This is a genomic window from Levilactobacillus parabrevis (genome assembly GCF_044051715.1).
GTDB lineage: Bacteria > Bacillota > Bacilli > Lactobacillales > Lactobacillaceae > Levilactobacillus > Levilactobacillus parabrevis.
In genome coordinates this window covers 1,913,977-1,932,111 of record NZ_CP168688.1, presented here as the reverse complement: position 1 = coordinate 1,932,111, position 18,135 = coordinate 1,913,977, and the positions used below count along the sequence as shown (strand labels likewise).

The following is an 18,135-nucleotide window of genomic DNA, read 5'->3' as shown; positions in this document are numbered from 1 at the left end:
ACAAATTGGCAAGGCGCTGTCCAATGCCAGCCAAGTTCTCCAATTTTAGTTATTCTCATTCTAACATGTTTTGCCGGTCACGTTCGACAATATCATTTACTGCGCGGTTATGATAGAATAAAAGCGTGAGGTGTTGGGAATGAAACCGTTTATTCATAATGATTGGTGGCCGGTTCTGGAGCCCGAGTTTGAACAGGAATATTATCAACAATTACGCCAGTTCTTAGTCTCGGAGTACCAGCATTACGAGATCTATCCGGACATGTACCATATATTTACCGCGTTCGAGTGGACGCCGTTTAGCAAGGTCAAAGTGGTTATCTTGGGGCAAGACCCTTACCATAACCCTGGGCAGGCTCACGGTTGTAGCTTCTCGGTCTTACCGGGGACGCCGTTACCACCATCGTTACAGAATATTTATAAGGAACTGCAGGATGATTTGGGTATTCAGCCGGTAAATCACGGGTACCTGGAGAAGTGGGCCAAACAAGGTGTGCTCCTCTTGAACTCCGTGTTGACCGTGCGGTATGGCAAGGCCTTCTCGCATCAGGGGCACGGCTGGGAACGGCTGACTGATGCGGCGATTTCTAAGCTGTCCGCACGGCCGGAACCGGTCGTCTTCATCCTGTGGGGTGGGGCGGCACGCTCCAAGATCAAGTTGATCGATACCAAGACCAACATTGTCTTGCAAGCACCGCATCCCAGTCCCTTGTCGGCTTACCGTGGATTCTTCGGGTCCAAGCCATTTTCCAAGACCAACATCGCATTAACATCATTGGGTGAGACGCCCATCGATTGGCAGTTACCGGAACATGTGACCGCTGACGACGGGCCCAACACCACAACCAACCAACAAGCATAGGCACAGAATTGATTCGTGGGATATTTTATGGAGGTCATCATCTATGGAACTTTTTGATAGTCTTAAACAAAAGATCAACGGACAAAACAAAACCATTGTATTTCCAGAAGGCGCAGACGTTCGGGTATTAGGCGCAGCAAGTCGTTTGGCCGCTGATGGTCTGATTAAAGCCGTTGTCTTAGGTAATCAGAGTGAAATTCAAAATACGGCGATTAACAATGCCATTGACTTAGAACCTTTGACAATTTTAGACCCAGCAGCGATTCCGGCAGACCAACACAAGGCCATGCTCGACGCCTTAGTCGACCGGCGTAAGGGCAAGAACACGCCGGAACAAGCCGCTAAGATGTTGGAAGATCCAAACTACATCGGGACCATGATGGTTTACATGGGCCAAGCAGATGGGATGGTTTCTGGTGCTATTCACGCCACCGGTGATACCGTTCGGCCTGCCTTACAAATTATTAAGACGAAGCCAGGTGTTAAGCGGATCAGTGGGGCCTTCATCATGCAAAAGGGTGAAGAACGTTACGTCTTCGCTGACTGTGCTATCAACATCGAGCTTGATGCACCGGGAATGGCCGAAGTGGCTATCGAAAGTGCCCATACCGCCAAAGTCTTCGACATCGATCCTAAGGTTGCCTTGTTAAGCTTCTCCACCAAGGGCTCTGCCAAGGGTGACATGGTTACCAAGGTACAAGAGGCCACGAAGATTGCTCACGAAACGGCACCGGATTTGGCCGTCGACGGGGAATTGCAATTCGATGCATCCTTCGTACCAAGTGTGGCTGCACAAAAGGCACCAGACTCCAAGGTTGCGGGTCACGCCAACGTCTTTGTCTTCCCAGAATTACAATCCGGGAACATTGGCTACAAGATTGCGCAACGTTTCGGTGGTTTTGAAGCCATTGGACCAATCCTGCAAGGCTTGAACAAGCCAGTTTCTGACTTATCACGGGGTTGTAATGAAGAGGATGTCTACAAGGTAGCCATCATCACGGCCGCACAATCACTGGACTAAACATCAATTAAATCGACAATAAGGTACCCGGATTGCTATTTTTAAGCAGTCCGGGTATTATTTGTAGGGTGAGTCGTTCCGGAGTATTTGGGGGCGACTATGGTTCAAGACAGATCAAATTTAATTTAAAGTAAAAGGGGAAAGAGACAATGTATGAAGTAACGGTCACAAGTCCCGAGGCCACGATGGCGCTTGGGCAACAACTGGCACCGGACTTACAACCGCGCGATGTCATTTTACTCGATGGGGACCTCGGCGCGGGCAAGACGACCTTTACCAAGGGACTGGCGGCTGGCTTGGGCATCACGCGTAACGTGAAGAGTCCAACGTTTACCATCATTCGTGAGTATCAGGGTGGGCGGATTCCGCTCTACCACATGGACGTTTATCGCTTGGAAGAGGGCGGTGGCGATGAACTGGGACTTGACGAGTATTTCAATGGTGACGGGGTCAACGTGGTCGAGTGGTCGAAATTTATTGCGGATGAACTCCCCGAAGATTACCTACGCATCGTGTTTAAGCGTGATGATGAAGCTGGCGAAAATCAGCGGACATTACGGTTCGAACCCCGTGGGGCCCATTTTGAAAAATTAGTGAAACAACTGGAGGACGGCAACAATGAGTGATGAAGTGGCCATTCGCTTGCCGAATGCAACTGACGCAAAGGCTTTGCTGGCATTGCTGGGACGTTTGCAACGAGAGAGTGACACCTTTAGTTTGGCCGATGCTGATGATCCCATCAGTGCGGCGCAGGAAGCTGACCAGTTGGAACAGATCAAGGAGAGTCCGGTTCACTTGCTACTAGTGGCGAGTCTAGGCGACCAGTTGCTGGGTGTGCTATCAATTTCACCCACGCCGCAAGGTAATGTGGGTGAGTTGGGTATCGCCGTTGAGAAAAAGTATTGGCACCTGGGCATCGGCACGGCACTGGTCGATGAGGCTCTCTACTGGGCGGATACGGCGAGTGACTTGCAGGCAATTGGGCTGATCGTGCAGACACGAAACGTCCCTGCAGTGAAGCTCTACGAAAAGATGGGCTTTACCCGCACGCAGACGCCACCGGAGACGGTGACCGACGATGACGGCGAGCACGTTCAAGCCGTTGAGATGGTGTACCAGTTAAATTAATCAGTAATTTGAAAAGGCACCGATCAGGATTTCCTGGTCGGCGTCTTTTCGTGTTGGTTAGATGTTTTCTTTACAAACTGCCAAAGCCAATTGTTACAAGGCTTTGGGCGCGATATCGAGTTGGTATAAAATCTATTTTGTCAAAAAAGTTGAGACAATAATCCCATTCTTTACATTAGTAATAGTATAGGGCAAATTCGGTAGCGTTAGGCATTTACCGTCACGAAGTTCTTTAACGGCTGGGTGCCGAAGTGATTGGCCTCATACAACAGAATGTTGGCGCAGGCCAGGCTATCGTCCAGCGCGTTGTGGTGGTGATGGAGGTCGATGCCCAGTTCATCGCAGACCGTGTTGAGTTTGTGATTGGGAAATTCTGGGAAGAACTTCCGACTGGTCTTGACCGTGTCCAATGTCAGGTAACGCGGAGTCTGTAAGTTGTAGTGTTCCAGGGTGCTGCGCAACACACCGTTGTCAAACGGGGCGTTGTGGGCGATTACCAACCGATCGCGTTGGAAGAAGGGGGCCACGTGTTCCCAGACTTCTGGAAAAGCGGGGGCGTTGGCAACGTCACGTTCGTGAATCCCGTGAATCTGAACATTCCGCCAGAAAAAGTCGGTATCGGGTTTGATCAGTGAGTAGAATTCATCGACGACCTGGCTGTTACGTACGATGGTTAGCGCGAGTGAACAGGCGCTATAGCGTTTACCGCTGGCCGTTTCAAAGTCCATTGCAACGAAATTCAAAAGTGCATCATCCCTTCAGAGTGAATTTAGACGGTCAAACCGTCGACGTCGAGTTCCACCGGACAATGGTCGGAACCAATGACTTGGTCTAGTATTTTAGCGTCTTTTAAGTGGTCTTGCAAGCGTTCGCTGGTGACAAAATAATCGATCCGCCACCCGGCGTTGTTGTCACGGGCGTGGAACCGGTAACTCCACCAGGAGTAGCGTTCAGTGGCGTCCGGATTGAAGTAACGGAAGGTATCGGTGTAACCGGCGGCGAGGAGGGCCGTGAATTTCTCCCGTTCGTCATCGGTAAAGCCGGCGTTCTTGTGATTCGTTTTAGGATTCTTCAGGTCGATTTCCGTGTGGGCCACGTTCAGGTCACCACAGAAGATGACGGGTTTCTTGGCGTTCAATTGGTTAACGAATTCGAGAAAAGCCTTTTCCCAGCCCATTCGAAAGTCGAGTCGTTTGAGGCCACTTCCAGAATTCGGTGTGTAGCAGGTCAGCACGTAAAAGTCGGGGTATTCTAGGGTAATCGTTCGGCCCTCGTGATCGAAGTCTGGTGATTCGATACCGTAGATGACATTTAACGGCTTGTGTTTGGTAAATAAGGCCGTTCCGGAATAGCCTTTACGTTCAGCATAGTTCCAGTATTGGTAGTAACCGGGCAGGTCGAGGTCAATCTGGCCCTCCTGTAACTTGGTTTCTTGGATACCAAAGAAGTCGGCGTCCATTTCCTTAAATGTATCGACAAATCCTTTTTTAACAATAGCCCGTAGGCCGTTGACGTTCCATGAAATAAATTTCATCTCTGCACCTCCAACTGCTACCTTCCAGTATACCAGATGCCATCCCCATATCGTGTCGTTTCGCCCGCGCAGAAACGATTAATTGCAGTGAAGTTGCCTTCGTCTGCGGCGGTCAGGGGCTCTACCTGCTGTGGGAACCGGCTACAGCCAAAGTGCGGGCTTCCACCTCGCCTTGAAGCCTCGCAAACCCAGCGAGTCTCCAAGGTCATCCCATGCCGTAAGCGCGGGAAGGGGCTAGCACCCGTGTTGACGCCATCGACACGGCCGGCTACATCCCAGTCTGCCTCCGACTGTACATGGTTGTTCAATGTTAAATGTCGCTGGCAGATTACTTCTCAGTTGGTCTTATTGTGACTTGACGTGGATCTCACCATAGGGGGATTGTGGCCGACGTGACTTTCAGTAAGCCAACCCAAAAATTCTCATCTTTCATGCCATTTTCCGTGAATCAGTGCACGCGGCGTGCGGTGATAGGGGGTTCCATGGTAAAATAGCCCTATGACTGTTGTTCGTTTGGCCAGTGACAGGTCAAACCGATCACAAACTTTTGAGAAACGAAGGGAATTTGATGATGATGGAAGAGATTACAGCGGCATTTCCAGCGATTGAGATTTTGCGGAACGAGCCCTTGGCTCACTATACGTACACGAAGACAGGGGGACCAGCGGATTACCTGGCCTTCCCAACCAACGTGCAAGAAACCAAATCGCTTTTGGCCTACGCCAACCAAGAGAACTTACCGGTGACGGTCGTAGGAAATGCCAGCAACCTCATCGTGCGCGACGGGGGTATCCGTGGCTTGGTTATGATTTTAACGAAGATGGCAAACATCACCGTTACTGACAACACGGTCACCGCTGAAGCTGGCGCGGCTATGATCAAGACGACCCAAGTTGCGCAAGCTCACGCGTTGACGGGAACTGAATTTGCCGCCGGGATTCCCGGTAGTGTGGGTGGTGCCGTCTTCATGAACGCCGGCGCTTACGGTGGTGAAATCAGTGAAGTGGTGACATCCGCCGAGGTTTTGACGCCTGAAGGTGAGATTCGGACGTTGAACGCCCAAGAACTCGATTTTGGCTACCGGCACAGTTCCGTTCAAGATTACCATGATATTATTTTAACGGCGACATTTACGTTGAAGCCTGGGGATGGCGCGGCCATTCAAGCGACGATGGATGATTTAAACGCGCGCCGGGCAGCTAAACAGCCATTGGATCTCCCTTCATGTGGGAGTGTGTTCAAGCGGCCTACGGGACACTACACGGGCCAATTGATTCAGGAAGCTGGCTTACAGGGCCTCAAGTGGGGCGGCGCTCAGGTCTCAACGAAGCATGCGGGTTTCATCGTGAACATTGATCATGCTACGGCGACCGACTACCTAGAATTGATTCACCACATTCAAGAAGTTATCTGGAAAGAAGACCAAGTCCACCTTGAAACTGAAGTGCGGATCATTGGTGAAGAACCGAAATAAGTCTAAAAAAAGAAGGGGGAACCTTATGTGCCTATAGTTGAAGCAGTGATTTTGTTAATCGTCCTCGTCCTATTTTCGAATATTATCAGTCACTACCTCACGTTTATTCCAGTCAGTTTGATTCAGATTGCCCTTGGCCTCATGGTCGCGTTAGTCTGGCAATTTGAAGTGCCACTCGAGACTGATTGGTTTTTACTTCTGTTTATTGCGCCGTTGCTATATAACGATGGTCGCCGCTTCCCCAAGCGAGAGCTGTGGCGGTTGCGGGGGCCGATTTTCGGAAATGCCATTTGGCTGGTCTTTCTGACCACGCTGTTAGGTGGGTTCCTGATCTATGAACTGATTCCTAAGATGCCGTTGACCGTAGCGTTTGCGCTGGCAGCCATCTTGTCGCCAACCGACCCCGTGGCTGTGCAGTCGATTTCGAAGCAGGTCAAGCTGCCAGCTAGTCTGATGCACTTGGTCAGTGGGGAAAGCCTGATCAACGATGCCAGTGGTCTGATTGCCTTTAAATATGCGATTGCGGCTACGGTGACCGGGGCCTTCTCAGTCGGTACGGCTGTGGGCGACTTCGTCTACATCAGTATCGTCGGTTTCTTATCCGGGTTGATCTTCATGACGGCTATCCAGTTATTGATGGATATCTTGCGGCGCCAAGGCATCGATGACGTAATTTTTAACACGGTATTGCAGATTGCCACGCCGTTTGTGATTTACCTCGTGACCGAAGAGATCACCCACGCATCCGGCGTTATCGCCGTGGTGACGGCTGGGGTGCTCTTCCACGCTCGGGAGAGTCGAATCGTGGAAGATTCGCCAGAACTAAAGCTCGTGACCGAAAAGGTTTGGGATATTATTATCTATTCATTAAATGGGATCGTGTTCGTGATCCTGGGAATCGAGCTTCCTGTGGCGACTTCGCAGGTCATCAGGGGTGGCCAATTTAATACCTGGCAAGCCCTGTTCTTTGCCTTCATGGCTTGGGTGATTCTGGTCGCGATTCGGACGTTGTGGACGTACGGATATATCCTGTTCCAACGGCTGACGCACAAACACAGTGACGAGCGGCCTGGGTTTCGGACGGCCATTCTATCTGGTCTTTCCGGGGTCCGAGGCGCCGTTACCATGGCCGGTGTCCTGTCTGTACCGGCAGTAATCGCCAGTGGGGCCGGCTTTCCGGCGCGCGCATTGATGCTCTTCGTGGCATCTGGGGTGATCATTATCAGTCTGATTGCGGCGACAATCATGTTGCCGTTGATCTCGACGGATAAGCAGCCGCTACAGACGCGGGCAAGTGCCAGTGATGATATTGCTAATGACATTAATTTAGACGACGAGGATGAAGAGGAGTTCCCAGAAGATCCGGTTCGGCAAATTAGTGAGGAAGAGGCGCGTGCGTACATCATGCGTTTAGCCATTTCCAAGATTGAGGAGCTGCGGCGGCCCAATAATCAGCGGGCGGCCTACGACTTGATTCTCGACTACCAGTTCATTATTCGGCGCTTAGAAATGAGTTATCGGGCCGACACGGTGATGCAAAAAGTGTTGGACGACGAAATTAAATTACGGCAGGTGGCCATTGACGGTGAACGGGCCACGTTAAAGGAACTGCGTCAGGGTGAGAAAATCACGCAGACCAGCTACGTGGGCGCGTTGCGGCGGATTGAAAACCTGGAAGGTCGGTTGACACAGGTCTCCGGGCATACGATGCCCGGAGTCATCAACTACTGGCGGCGTTTCTTCAAACATCTCTGGCGGGATGCGGCCTACTGGGTCCACTCCGAAGATACTGACCGGTTACACGCAGAGAATAATCTGATCGAGCGTGAGACGGCTAAGGCGGCCATCAAGGCGCTGTCCGAATATCTATCACGGACGGACATTGATGAGACCCAGTTCGATAACCAAGCCGTTTACCATCTAATCGTCCAGTACCGTAACCGTATTGAACGGGCCAAAGCGGCCACGTTACCACATCGCAACGATGATTATCAACATCAGATCAATAAGTTGCGGGTGCGGGCGTTAGGGGCCGAGCGGACGGGTATTCAGTCGCTGTTAGAGGCTGGAAACATCACTTGGACCAAGGCCACGCATTTGCGGCAGTACGTCAATTACGCGGAAAATGTGTTGGTGATGTCCTTGAGTGATGAGGAAGGCGAGTAGGCTAATTCTGAGAATTGATAATTGTCGCCTGCGGCTGTTAGTAATTCCGCCTGCTGTGGGGACCGGTCCAAGCCTGTAAAGCGGTCTTGAACCTCGACTTGAAGCCGTCAGGGTCGGACGTCTCCAAGCTCGTCCCATGACCTAACCTGACGGAAAACGTCAGCCAAGGTCATCGACACGGCCGGCTACATTCCCAACCTCCTCCGGCTAGTTTGAGTTTCAATTTCAAAATTAGTCGTTCGACTATGTCTTCTATAATTTTTGTTCAAAAGTAAGGCTGCGTTTCCCAGGTTTCTTTGACACGGTGGAACGCAGCCTTTTGTGTATCTTTGGGAGGCGCGTAGTGAGAAGCTGACTTTGGATGGTCTGGTTTGGAGCGTTGGATTTACGCTCGTCAGGATATCCGGAAATATGCGGCCTCCGAAACGAGTTCCACTAGCCAGATTTCTGCCCGGCGTAGTTGTTACTGGCTATGTGGATTTGAAGCATTAGACTTGTTTTCGCCAACATATCCGGAAACTTTCGGCTTCTGAAACGAGCTACGCAAGCCAGATTCTTCCGCTTAGACAAATAAGAGACTCCTGTCCGGCGTAGCCGAACAGAAGCCTCTTATTTCCCTAATGCTCAGAATCTAAACGGCTTGCTCCGCTCTCTGAACCTTTAATCGGGTAATTCACTTTGTGCCGTGTTGTGCATAACGAGGTACAGAATCCAATAACAGAATAGCTGAATGAATGTCAGTAGTCCGACGAAGATCCACATGTTGCTGGTCCACATGTCCATGATGGGACGGATGAACTGCTCCGGATTGATGAAGAGGTAAATGGTGTGGATCCGTAAGAACCGGCCAATATAGAGGCCCACCGACGTTAGGAAGGTCAGGATGACTACGATGACGACGCGGGCGATGCCGTTGCCCTTGGCAATCCGTTGACTGATGACCTGGCTGACGTAGTTAAGGCTCCAGAAGCCCAGTAGTGTACAGCTCATGGCGCTAATAATCATGTAAGTGAAGTAGATCCACAAGTGTGGTGTGACCCGCAATAGGCCACTTAAGGCGTATGGCTGCAGGAGCGACAGGTGGAACAGGTCGGTCAGCAGGTACGGTGCGTTGGGATAGAAGAGGAGCCACAGGAGCAAGAGTGGCCAGAATAGCCAGGCGCTCTTGGGCCGAGTCTTCCCCAGGTGAAAGCTCAGCTCAATCGGGATGTATCCCAGGAAGGTGTTCAGCACCAGAAAAGAGAAGGGATCCTTGGCGCGGAAATATAGGAAAATCAGCCATGCCACGAAGAATATTCGAATTTCCCACCGGGCCCGCCGATTCATTGCCATCACCAATCCTTTCACGAAATATCTACCCTTATTCTACAGCCTTTGCGCTAAAAACGAACAGAATATGACTTCTAGTTTACCAGAATATTAGCGAAATATTTTCGTGAAATTGTCGATTTAAGTAGAGCTTAACGTTTCTGTAAATTTTGCGACCAATGACCGGCTAATTCCGGCGTTTCTGAGGATTCGGGGCGAAATGTAAGCGGGGCCGTGCTATAATGAAATCTGAATTCAATTTGGAGGGAAAGTCATGAACCTGGATTGGGGCAATCTCCTTACAATAGGGAATCTAGTCAACCTACTCGACATTCTTGTCGTTTGGTTTGTCATTTATGAATTGATCGTGATGTTACGGGGAACCAAAGCTATTCAGCTCTTCCGGGGCGTCATTTTGATTTTACTGGTGAAGTTCGTCAGTGCTTACCTCGGCCTCAACACAGTTTCGTGGTTGGTCGATCAGGTTATCAACTGGGGGGTTATCGCCATTATTATCATCTTCCAGCCCGAGATTCGACGCGGACTGGAACATTTGGGCCGGGGCTCCTTGTTCGTGCGAATCCGTCATGAAAATGAGGCGGCTAACCACATGATCGAAGGCCTGGATAAGGCTATTCAGTACATGTCCAAGCGACGAATTGGGGCGTTAATGACCATTCAGCGTGATACTGGGCTCGAGGATTATATCGAGACGGGAATCGATTTGGATGCGGAGTTGACCGGTGAATTGCTGATCAACATCTTTATCCCCAACACGCCTTTGCATGATGGCGCCGTGATTATTCGGGATAACCGAATTGCCGTGGCTGCGGCCTACCTTCCACTGTCTGAGAGCAACCTGATTCCTAAGGAGTTGGGAACGCGTCACCGGGCAGCCGTCGGGATCTCCGAAGTGACGGACGCCTTGACCATCGTAATTTCAGAAGAAACGGGTGAAGTCTCCATCACCAAGAACAACGAGCTCTTACGAGGGTTAACGCAGGCTGATTACCTGAAGTTCTTACGTGATGAGTTAGTCAATGAAGAAGCGGCCAACAACGGTAACGTCCTAGTTAAGGCGTTAGACTGGTTTGATGAACGCTTTAGAGGGGGGCGGCGCTGATGAAAAACGAGCGTTACACAACGTGGCTATACCGCATTCTCGCCCTCATTTTAGCCATCCTGTTATTCTTCTACGTGAACAGCACCAAGTCGTCTAACAATTCGCAGTCAACGAGTTCTAATACGAATACATCATTGACGGCGACCAAGACGATGACGGTGTCGGTCCCTTTACAACTCAACGTCAACAGCAATAAGTACTTCGTTACGGGGTATCCGCAGAAGGTCAAAGTGACCTTACGCGGGCCGCTGGCGTTAGTGACAACGACGGCCAACACGCAGAATTTCAAGGTCTATGCGGCCCTGAGCGATCTGGGTGTCGGTAAACATCGGGTCACGCTGCACCAAGAGGGACTGAACCACGAGATTGAGTCGAGCATTTCACCGGCCAAGATTACGGTGGATATTGAACCCCGCAAGACAGTGTCCTTCCCCGTGAAGGTTCGCTACAATAGTCAAAACATTGCGGCGGGTTATTCTGCCGGCAAGGCAACTTCCGATGTTACCAGCGTCAAGGCGACTGGAGCGGCTAATGAGATTTCACGGATCAAGCAGGTGACGGCCCAGTTAACGGTGCCGCAGAACTCGAAGAAGACCGTGAATAGTCAGGCCGTGATTGAAGCCCTAGACAGTAGCGGTAAGACCGTCAACGTCATTTTGACGCCATCGACGACCACCGTGAACCTGCCGATCACTTCGGATGGTGAGAGTAAGAAGGTCGGCTTAGACCTGAACGCGAAGAATGGTTCGTCCGGAACGACGTATAAACTAACCAGTAACGTGACCAAAGTTACTGCGTATGGGAGTGCCTCGCAATTAAAAGATTTAGATAACGTGGCAGTCGATGTCGATGTCAGTGACGTCAAGAATAATTCAACCAAGACGGTCACACTCGACACGAGTGATAATAATGTAACGGCGTTCGATCCTTCCACCATTAAGGTGACGATCAAGGCCACAGCAAATTAAAAAATTGTTTGAGAAATGAGGAATATGACGATGAAGTATTTTGGAACTGATGGCGTCCGGGGCGTCGCAAACCAAGAATTGACCCCAGAACTGGCCTTTAAGGTTGGCCGGTATGGTGGTTACGTTTTGACCCAACACGCAAATAGTGAGAACAAGCATCCCCAAGTTCTCGTTGCCCGTGACACGCGGATCTCTGGCCAATTGCTGGAAAACGCGTTGGTTTCTGGACTCCTGTCAGTCGGTATTGAAGTCCTACGGTTGGGGGTTATCTCAACGCCAGCCGTTGCTTACTTGGTGCGCACGCAGGGTGCCGCTGCTGGGGTGATGATCACGGCTTCCCACAACCCCGTTGAATACAACGGAATCAAGTACTTTGGGAACGACGGTTACAAGCTGTCCGATGAAATGGAAGAAGAAATCGAAGCCCTGTTGGATGCGCCTAGTGACGACCAACCACGGCCAGCAACGGACGGTTTAGGCACGGTCGAGGACTACTCCGAGGGTAGCCAAAAGTACATTCAATTCCTGGAACAAACAATCGCTGACGACCTGGAAGGCCTGCACATTGCCGTGGACTCCGCCAATGGAGCCACGAGTGGCTTGGTTTCTCGGTTATACGCCGATTTGAACCTGGACTTTGACACGATCGCCACGACGCCCAACGGCCTGAACATCAACGACCAAGTTGGTTCGACTCATCCAGAACAATTGCAGAAGTTCGTTGTTGAAAAGGGCGCCCAAATTGGGTTGGCCTTTGATGGCGACGGTGACCGCTGCATTGCGGTCGATGAAAAAGGGAACATCGTTGATGGCGATAAGATCATGTATATCTGTGGGAAGTATATGGCTGAACACGGCCGCCTGAAGAAGGATACGATTGTCACCACGGTGATGAGTAACCTGGGGATGTACAAGGCGATGGAAGCCCACAATCTGAAGTCCGTCAAGACGAAGGTTGGGGACCGATACGTGGTTGAGGAAATGCGTAAGTCCGGGTACAATCTGGGTGGTGAACAGTCTGGTCACGTGGTGTTCTTGGACTTCAACACGACTGGAGATGGCCTGTTAACCAGCTTACAATTGCTTCACATTTTAAAGGTGACTGGCAAGAAGCTGTCTGAATTAGCGGCTGATGTCACGACTTACCCACAAAAGTTAGTCAACATTAAGGTAGCGGATAAGCAAGCCGCTCAAGAAAATCCTAAGGTTCAAGACGTTATTGCCACCGTTGAAAAGGAAATGAACGGTGACGGTCGGGTCTTGGTACGGCCTTCCGGGACTGAACCTTTACTGCGGGTCATGGCAGAAGCACCAACTGAAGAAGCAGTGGCGGGATACGTTGACCGCATCGCCGATGTCGTCCGCGCCGAAGTCGGCGTGGAATAGGTCTGAAGGTATCACCTTTGGACACGAATGACGCCTTACCGGGTGGCGCAAATGAACTGGAACGCGGAGGGCGGACGCCTGAAGCCAAGGAGCGGTCTTTAGGCTTGCTTTGAACCTCAGTTGGAAGAACGTTTTGTGGCTTCCCGATGTCCGCCCAGGCATTCTGGTTTATTTCCAGCGCCTGGCAAGGCGACCTAAGAACACAGCTTAAAAATTGAAATTGTAAAACCAGTTGAAAAAGGGCACCTTGCCACGTTGGCAGGGCGCCCTTTTCAGAAAATTAGATTATAAATATTATGATAGACCAGTTTCGAGTTTTTTAATTGACAACCCCTAGGAAACACTGTAAAGTATAGTCATTCAGAAATGTTTTTCAAGACGTTTCAGTCTATACCAATTTTAAAGAAAACAGATACATTTCTCAATTAAATTAACCGACCCTCTCAATGTTTTGGGACTGGCGTCGAGAAAAGGAAGACGACTTATGTGTGGAATTGTTGGTGTTACTGGTAATGACAATGCCGTTAAAATCTTACTGAACGGACTAGAGAAGCTGGAATACCGGGGTTACGATTCAGCCGGTATCTACGTAAATGATCAGAAGGGTAAGGATTACTTGGTTAAGACCAAGGGCCGGATCTCCGAATTGCGTTCTAAGGTGACCCCTGACGTTCACGGGTCAACCGGGATTGGTCATACGCGCTGGGCTACTCATGGCGTGGTAAGCGTGGACAATGCTCACCCACATTTCTCTAACGACGACCGGTTCTACCTGGTTCACAACGGTGTGATTGATAACTTCCAAGAACTTAAGGCTAAGTACTTGAGTGATGTTCCTTTCAAGAGTCAAACGGATACCGAAGTTGTTGTTCAATTGATCGACAAGTTTGCCGTTGAAGACAACTTGGACGCTAAGGCCGCCTTTCTGAAGACGTTGAGCCTGTTAAAGGGTTCCTCATACGCCTTCTTAATGATGGATCGCGAACAACCAGATACGTTATTCGTTGCCAAGAACAAGAGTCCACTGTTGATTGGTGTTGGCGATGGCTTTAACGTGGTCTGCTCCGATGCTTTGGCTATGTTAACGGAAACCCATGATTTCTTGGAATTGATGGATGGTGAAGTGGTTACCATCACACCAGGTAAGGTCGCTATCCAAGACGCTGAAGGTAATCCTGTAGAACGGAAGCCATTCCACGTTGACATGAACGCCGACGCTGCTGACAAGGGGACCTACCCATTCTACATGTTGAAGGAAGTCGACGAACAACCTAACGTTATGCGTAAGTTAGCACAGACTTACCTGTCAGAACACGGTGTACCTCAGATCGATGACAAGTTGATCAAGGCCATGGAAGCAGCCGACCGCCTGTACATTGTGGGTGCGGGGACCAGTTACCATGCCGGATTAGTTGGAAAGCGGCTCTTTGAAAAGTTGGCGCACATTCCAACGGAAGTTCACGTTTCTTCTGAATTTGCCTACGAACAACCAATGCTTTCCGAGAAGCCATTCTTTATCTTCCTGACCCAGTCTGGTGAAACGGCCGACAGTCGTGAAGTTCTGGTTAACGTGAACGACGCTGGCTATCCAAGTTTGACGATTACCAACGTTCAGAACTCCACGTTATCCCGTGAAGCAACCTACACGTTGTTACTCCATGCCGGTCCAGAAATTGCCGTGGCTTCAACCAAGGCCTACACCGCTCAAATCGCGTTGGAAGCTATCTTGGCTAAGGCCCTCGGTGAAGTCACTGGCCAAATCGTGGCCCAAGACTTCAACATTCGCCAACAACTTGGTTTGGTCGCTACTGGGATGCAAGCCATCGTCGACGAAAAGGACAAGTTGGAAAAGATTGCTAACGATTACCTGATGCAGTCTAACCGGGCCTTCTACATTGGCCGGGGAATCGACCACGCGGTTTCTCTGGAAGCAGCTTTGAAGCTGAAGGAAATCTCTTACGTCCAAGCTGAAGGGTTCGCTTCTGGTGAACTGAAGCACGGAACGATTGCCTTGATTGAAAAGGACACGCCAGTTATCGGCTTCATCACGCAAGCCAAGACGGCCGGCCTGACGCGGAGCAACCTGCAAGAAACCATGGCACGGGGGGCAAAGACCTTGACCATTGTTCGTGAAAGCCTCGCGATTGATGGCGACGACCTGATCTTACCAGACGTTGACGAAATGTTAATGCCATTACTGAGTGTGGTACCAGCCCAACTGTTGGCTTACTACACCAGCTTGAACAAGGGCCTCGACGTGGACAAGCCACGGAACTTGGCAAAGAGTGTTACTGTCGAATAGAGTCACCGTTAAATTTTAACTGTTTCAAGGGGAATCCTGCTGTTGTGGGATTTCCCTTTTTTGTAGCGAGCCGTTTTGGCGCACCGGCTCGCGGGGGTAAAGCATTTCACTTGCGCAATATAGGCTTTCGTTGTATAGTACATTCATGAAAACTTTGAGAAAACGAGGTGAAAGTCATGAAGTATACGAAACGAGTCGATGCTCATAAAAACCAGAAGCAACGGGATGCGACGTTTGATAAATTCAAGAAACAACAAAATGCGTTAAGCGCCAACCGGCGGGGTGTTCGTCGGAAATAGGGTGGTCACTGTTAAGAGCAGTGAGCATCCTTTTTTGTTGGATAGGTGGACGAATGATGGGTTTAGCTGTCTGGACCGGTAGTGATTCAGCAAGTCGCTATATTGTAGGGTGTTTCATAGATTTAGCCGTAATTTTCAAAAAAAGTTGGAAAAGATGAGCATTTTACTTGAAAAATTGGTATAGAGCATTTATAATTGGGCTATACCATTAGGAGAGGGAGACTGAATGAAATGAAGCAATTAACAAACATGAACGTCCAAATCGTCAGTGACAAGCAGGCCGGGGGTCAGGCTGGATTCAACGTATTCCAACAAGCCATCGCCAACGGTGCCAAAGTATTAGGTTTGGCAACTGGGAGTACGCCCGTCACAATCTACGAACAACTTGTGGCGAGTGATCTGGACTTCAGTCAGTTAACGTCCGTTAATCTTGACGAATACGTGGGGCTGAATGCAGATCATCCGCAAAGCTACCATTACTTCATGCAACATCATTTGTTTAACCAAAAGCCGTTTGCCAACTCTTACGTGCCAGATGGATCTAACCTGGACGCAGCGGCAGCAACTCACCAATACGATCAAATCATTGCAGAAAATCCAATTGACTTACAATTGCTTGGACTGGGTCAAAACGGTCACATCGGGTTCAACGAACCGGGGACTGATCCCGAATCAACGACGCATAAGGTAGCGTTGACGCCGTCGACCATCGCCGCCAACGCTCGCTTCTTCGATGACGCTGACGAGGTTCCCCGTTACGCCTATTCCATGGGGATCGGGTCGATCTTACAAGCGAAGCAAATCTTGATTGTGGCTTACGGCGAAGCCAAGGCTGCCGCAGTTGCCGCCATGATCCAAGGCCCAGTGACGCCCGACGTTCCAGCCAGTTACTTGCAGACGCATCCAAACGTCCACGTGATCTTGGATGAAGCAGCTGCGAGTCAACTGGACTAACCAACTTGGGATTACACCTAAATCTTATCAATTTTTCTTTAAGCACCTCCGCAAGTTATGTTATTCTTAACTTGGAAGCGATTTTAAGGGGGAAATTGGTAAGATGAAGCGAACTAAGAAATGGCTATTGGCCGCACTCGTGGTGGGTGTAGGCCTGAGTAGCATTGGGGGCACGGGTCATGCGGCGACCACTGATCCTCAAGGGTTTATTAACCAGCTGAAGAGTCCGGTAGTGTCTGTAGCTAACCAATACAAACTCTATCCGTCCGTTATGATGGCTCAGGCGGCCTTAGAAAGCGCCTGGGGAACCAGTGACCTAACAACCCAGGCCAATAACTACTTTGGTGTGAAGGGCAGTTACAATGGTCAGTCTGTCAGTATGAAGACGGCGGAGTATGACGCTAACGGTAAACTGTACTATACGACAGCTAACTTTCGAAAATATCCGAGCGCTAAGGCCTCGATGACTGATAATGCGCAACTCTTACGCAACGGGACGAGTTATAACCCAACGATCTATAGTGGTGCTTGGCGGGAAAATGCGTCAACGTATTCAGCTGCGGCTAATGCACTGACTGGTGTTTACGCGACGTCACCCAATTATGGGACGAGCTTGATCAAGGTTATCGACCAGTACGGCTTGAATACGCTGTTGGACGGGAATACGGGTAGTTCTGGTGATTCTGGGTCCAACACGACGAAGCCCACAGTAACGTATGCCAAGGCAAAGTACTACGGCGCTGCCGGGAATCAGACGGCACGATTGAGTAACAAGCATACGCACTATGTGTTGTACAATCACGTGAAGGGGACGCGCGCTAATATTGCCAAGACATCGTGGGGTAAGTTAAGTGATTACACGGGCCAACAGACCTATTTGGACATGCGTGCGGTGAAGACCGATCCGAAGTCGGGCAAGAAGACGACGTGGTACCGGGTTCGCTTCTCCAGCAAGAGTACTGCCAAGAAGTATTGGCTTTATACAGAGGGCTTAACATTGCCGACCGTGAAATACACCAAAGGTTTGGCAACGGTCAAGGTAAATAGTGGGATGAGTGGTAGTTACTATAACCACGTGTTCAATTCGCCCTACCTCGCTAAGGCGATGGGGCCCCTCAAAAAGTTAACGGCGAAGTCATACACGGCGGATAACCAAGCGGTGCGGACGCAGGACGGTTACAAGACGACCTGGTACCGCATCAAGGTTGGTTCTAAGAAATACTGGATCGCCTCGACGGAAGCTGCGGCAAGTCCTCAGTATGATTACGTTGTTTATACCAAGACGAGTGGAACCAAGAAACTCAGCAATAAGTACAGCAAATATAACCTTTACAATCACATTAAGAAGACCCATTTTGACCAAAAGACATCGAAGTGGCCGAGTGGCAGTAAGAAGGGTGCCAAGGTCACATTCGATTCGAAGGGGGTCAAGACAGCCTACAAGACGACCTGGTATCGGATTCAGTTCAGCGGCAATAAGACCAAGTACTGGGTCGATGCGCGAGCCTTACAATAACAAGTATGAGAGAGTCGTGGTTCATGCGCGGCTCTTTTCGTTTGGACGGCAACAGTCAGCGTGGGCTATAAGAAAAGTGTAAGGCCAACGAGAA

General features: G+C 50.1%; 16 protein-coding genes. 13 read left to right on the top strand and 3 right to left on the bottom strand.

What is annotated here, in order from left to right:
• The first annotated feature begins 139 nt into the window (after nt 1–139).
• The 4 genes from ACEPSU_RS09165 to ACEPSU_RS09150 all read left to right on the top strand — a co-directional run bounded on the left by ACEPSU_RS09165 (nt 140) and on the right by ACEPSU_RS09150 (nt 3,011).
• Nucleotides 140–862, top strand: a complete 723-nt coding sequence (locus ACEPSU_RS09165; protein WP_125701595.1) for a uracil-DNA glycosylase — start codon at nt 140–142, stop codon at nt 860–862.
• A gap of 43 nt (nt 863–905) precedes the next feature.
• Nucleotides 906–1,883: a phosphate acetyltransferase gene (gene pta / locus ACEPSU_RS09160; RefSeq protein ID WP_020088238.1), complete on the top strand. Its 978-nt coding sequence runs from the start codon at nt 906–908 to the stop codon at nt 1,881–1,883.
• A gap of 149 nt (nt 1,884–2,032) precedes the next feature.
• Nucleotides 2,033–2,509: a tRNA (adenosine(37)-N6)-threonylcarbamoyltransferase complex ATPase subunit type 1 TsaE gene (gene tsaE, locus ACEPSU_RS09155; protein WP_395321212.1), complete on the top strand. Its 477-nt coding sequence runs from the start codon at nt 2,033–2,035 to the stop codon at nt 2,507–2,509.
• Nucleotides 2,502–3,011 carry a GNAT family N-acetyltransferase gene (locus ACEPSU_RS09150; RefSeq protein WP_020088240.1) on the top strand — a complete coding sequence of 170 codons (510 nt, stop codon included), beginning with the start codon at nt 2,502–2,504 and terminating at the stop codon, nt 3,009–3,011. The genes tsaE and ACEPSU_RS09150 overlap by 8 nt, the downstream gene beginning before the upstream one ends.
• Nucleotides 3,012–3,217: 206 nt before the next feature.
• Here ACEPSU_RS09150 and ACEPSU_RS09145 read toward each other — a convergent pair whose 3' ends face one another.
• Both ACEPSU_RS09145 and ACEPSU_RS09140 read right to left on the bottom strand, forming a co-directional pair.
• Nucleotides 3,218–3,754, bottom strand: a complete 537-nt coding sequence (locus ACEPSU_RS09145; RefSeq protein ID WP_395321210.1) for a 3'-5' exonuclease — start codon at nt 3,752–3,754, stop codon at nt 3,218–3,220.
• Between the two features lie 26 nt (nt 3,755–3,780).
• Entirely contained in the window at nt 3,781–4,545 is a 765-nt protein-coding gene (locus tag ACEPSU_RS09140) for an exodeoxyribonuclease III (protein WP_395321208.1), read from the bottom strand.
• Nucleotides 4,546–5,113: 568 nt separating this feature from the next.
• Between ACEPSU_RS09140 and murB the strand changes: the two genes are divergently transcribed.
• The gene (gene murB, locus ACEPSU_RS09135) at nt 5,114–6,019 is read left to right on the top strand and encodes a UDP-N-acetylmuramate dehydrogenase (RefSeq protein WP_395321206.1); all 906 of its coding nucleotides are present in this window, start codon (nt 5,114–5,116) and stop codon (nt 6,017–6,019) included.
• 27 nt (nt 6,020–6,046) lie between these two features.
• Nucleotides 6,047–8,185, top strand: a complete 2,139-nt coding sequence (locus ACEPSU_RS09130) for a cation:proton antiporter (protein ID WP_395321204.1) — start codon at nt 6,047–6,049, stop codon at nt 8,183–8,185.
• Between the two features lie 660 nt (nt 8,186–8,845).
• Here ACEPSU_RS09130 and ACEPSU_RS09125 read toward each other — a convergent pair.
• The gene (locus ACEPSU_RS09125) at nt 8,846–9,517 is read right to left on the bottom strand and encodes a DUF1361 domain-containing protein (RefSeq protein ID WP_020088245.1); all 672 of its coding nucleotides are present in this window, start codon (nt 9,515–9,517) and stop codon (nt 8,846–8,848) included.
• A gap of 250 nt (nt 9,518–9,767) precedes the next feature.
• On the opposite strand from ACEPSU_RS09125, the gene cdaA reads away from it, so the two are divergent.
• The 7 genes from cdaA (at nt 9,768) to ACEPSU_RS09090 (ending at nt 18,041) form a co-directional block, all read left to right on the top strand.
• Nucleotides 9,768–10,616, top strand: coding sequence for a diadenylate cyclase CdaA (gene cdaA / locus ACEPSU_RS09120; RefSeq protein WP_020088246.1), 849 nt, complete (start codon nt 9,768–9,770; stop codon nt 10,614–10,616).
• Nucleotides 10,616–11,584 carry a YbbR-like domain-containing protein gene (locus ACEPSU_RS09115; protein ID WP_020088247.1) on the top strand — a complete coding sequence of 323 codons (969 nt, stop codon included), beginning with the start codon at nt 10,616–10,618 and terminating at the stop codon, nt 11,582–11,584. The genes cdaA and ACEPSU_RS09115 overlap by 1 nt, the downstream gene beginning before the upstream one ends.
• A gap of 30 nt (nt 11,585–11,614) precedes the next feature.
• A complete protein-coding gene (gene glmM / locus ACEPSU_RS09110; protein ID WP_020088248.1) occupies nt 11,615–12,970 on the top strand; it encodes a phosphoglucosamine mutase in 1,356 nt (451 codons plus the stop codon).
• Between the two features lie 484 nt (nt 12,971–13,454).
• Nucleotides 13,455–15,272 (top strand): glutamine--fructose-6-phosphate transaminase (isomerizing), encoded by a 1,818-nt coding sequence (glmS, locus tag ACEPSU_RS09105; RefSeq protein WP_020088249.1) that lies wholly within the window; start codon nt 13,455–13,457, stop codon nt 15,270–15,272.
• A gap of 176 nt (nt 15,273–15,448) precedes the next feature.
• Nucleotides 15,449–15,571 (top strand): hypothetical protein, encoded by a 123-nt coding sequence (locus ACEPSU_RS09100; protein WP_020088250.1) that lies wholly within the window; start codon nt 15,449–15,451, stop codon nt 15,569–15,571.
• A gap of 249 nt (nt 15,572–15,820) precedes the next feature.
• Nucleotides 15,821–16,525: a glucosamine-6-phosphate deaminase gene (locus ACEPSU_RS09095; RefSeq protein WP_027825869.1), complete on the top strand. Its 705-nt coding sequence runs from the start codon at nt 15,821–15,823 to the stop codon at nt 16,523–16,525.
• Nucleotides 16,526–16,628: 103 nt separating this feature from the next.
• Nucleotides 16,629–18,041 carry a glycoside hydrolase family 73 protein gene (locus ACEPSU_RS09090; protein WP_395321200.1) on the top strand — a complete coding sequence of 471 codons (1,413 nt, stop codon included), beginning with the start codon at nt 16,629–16,631 and terminating at the stop codon, nt 18,039–18,041.
• Nucleotides 18,042–18,135: the final 94 nt, after the last annotated feature.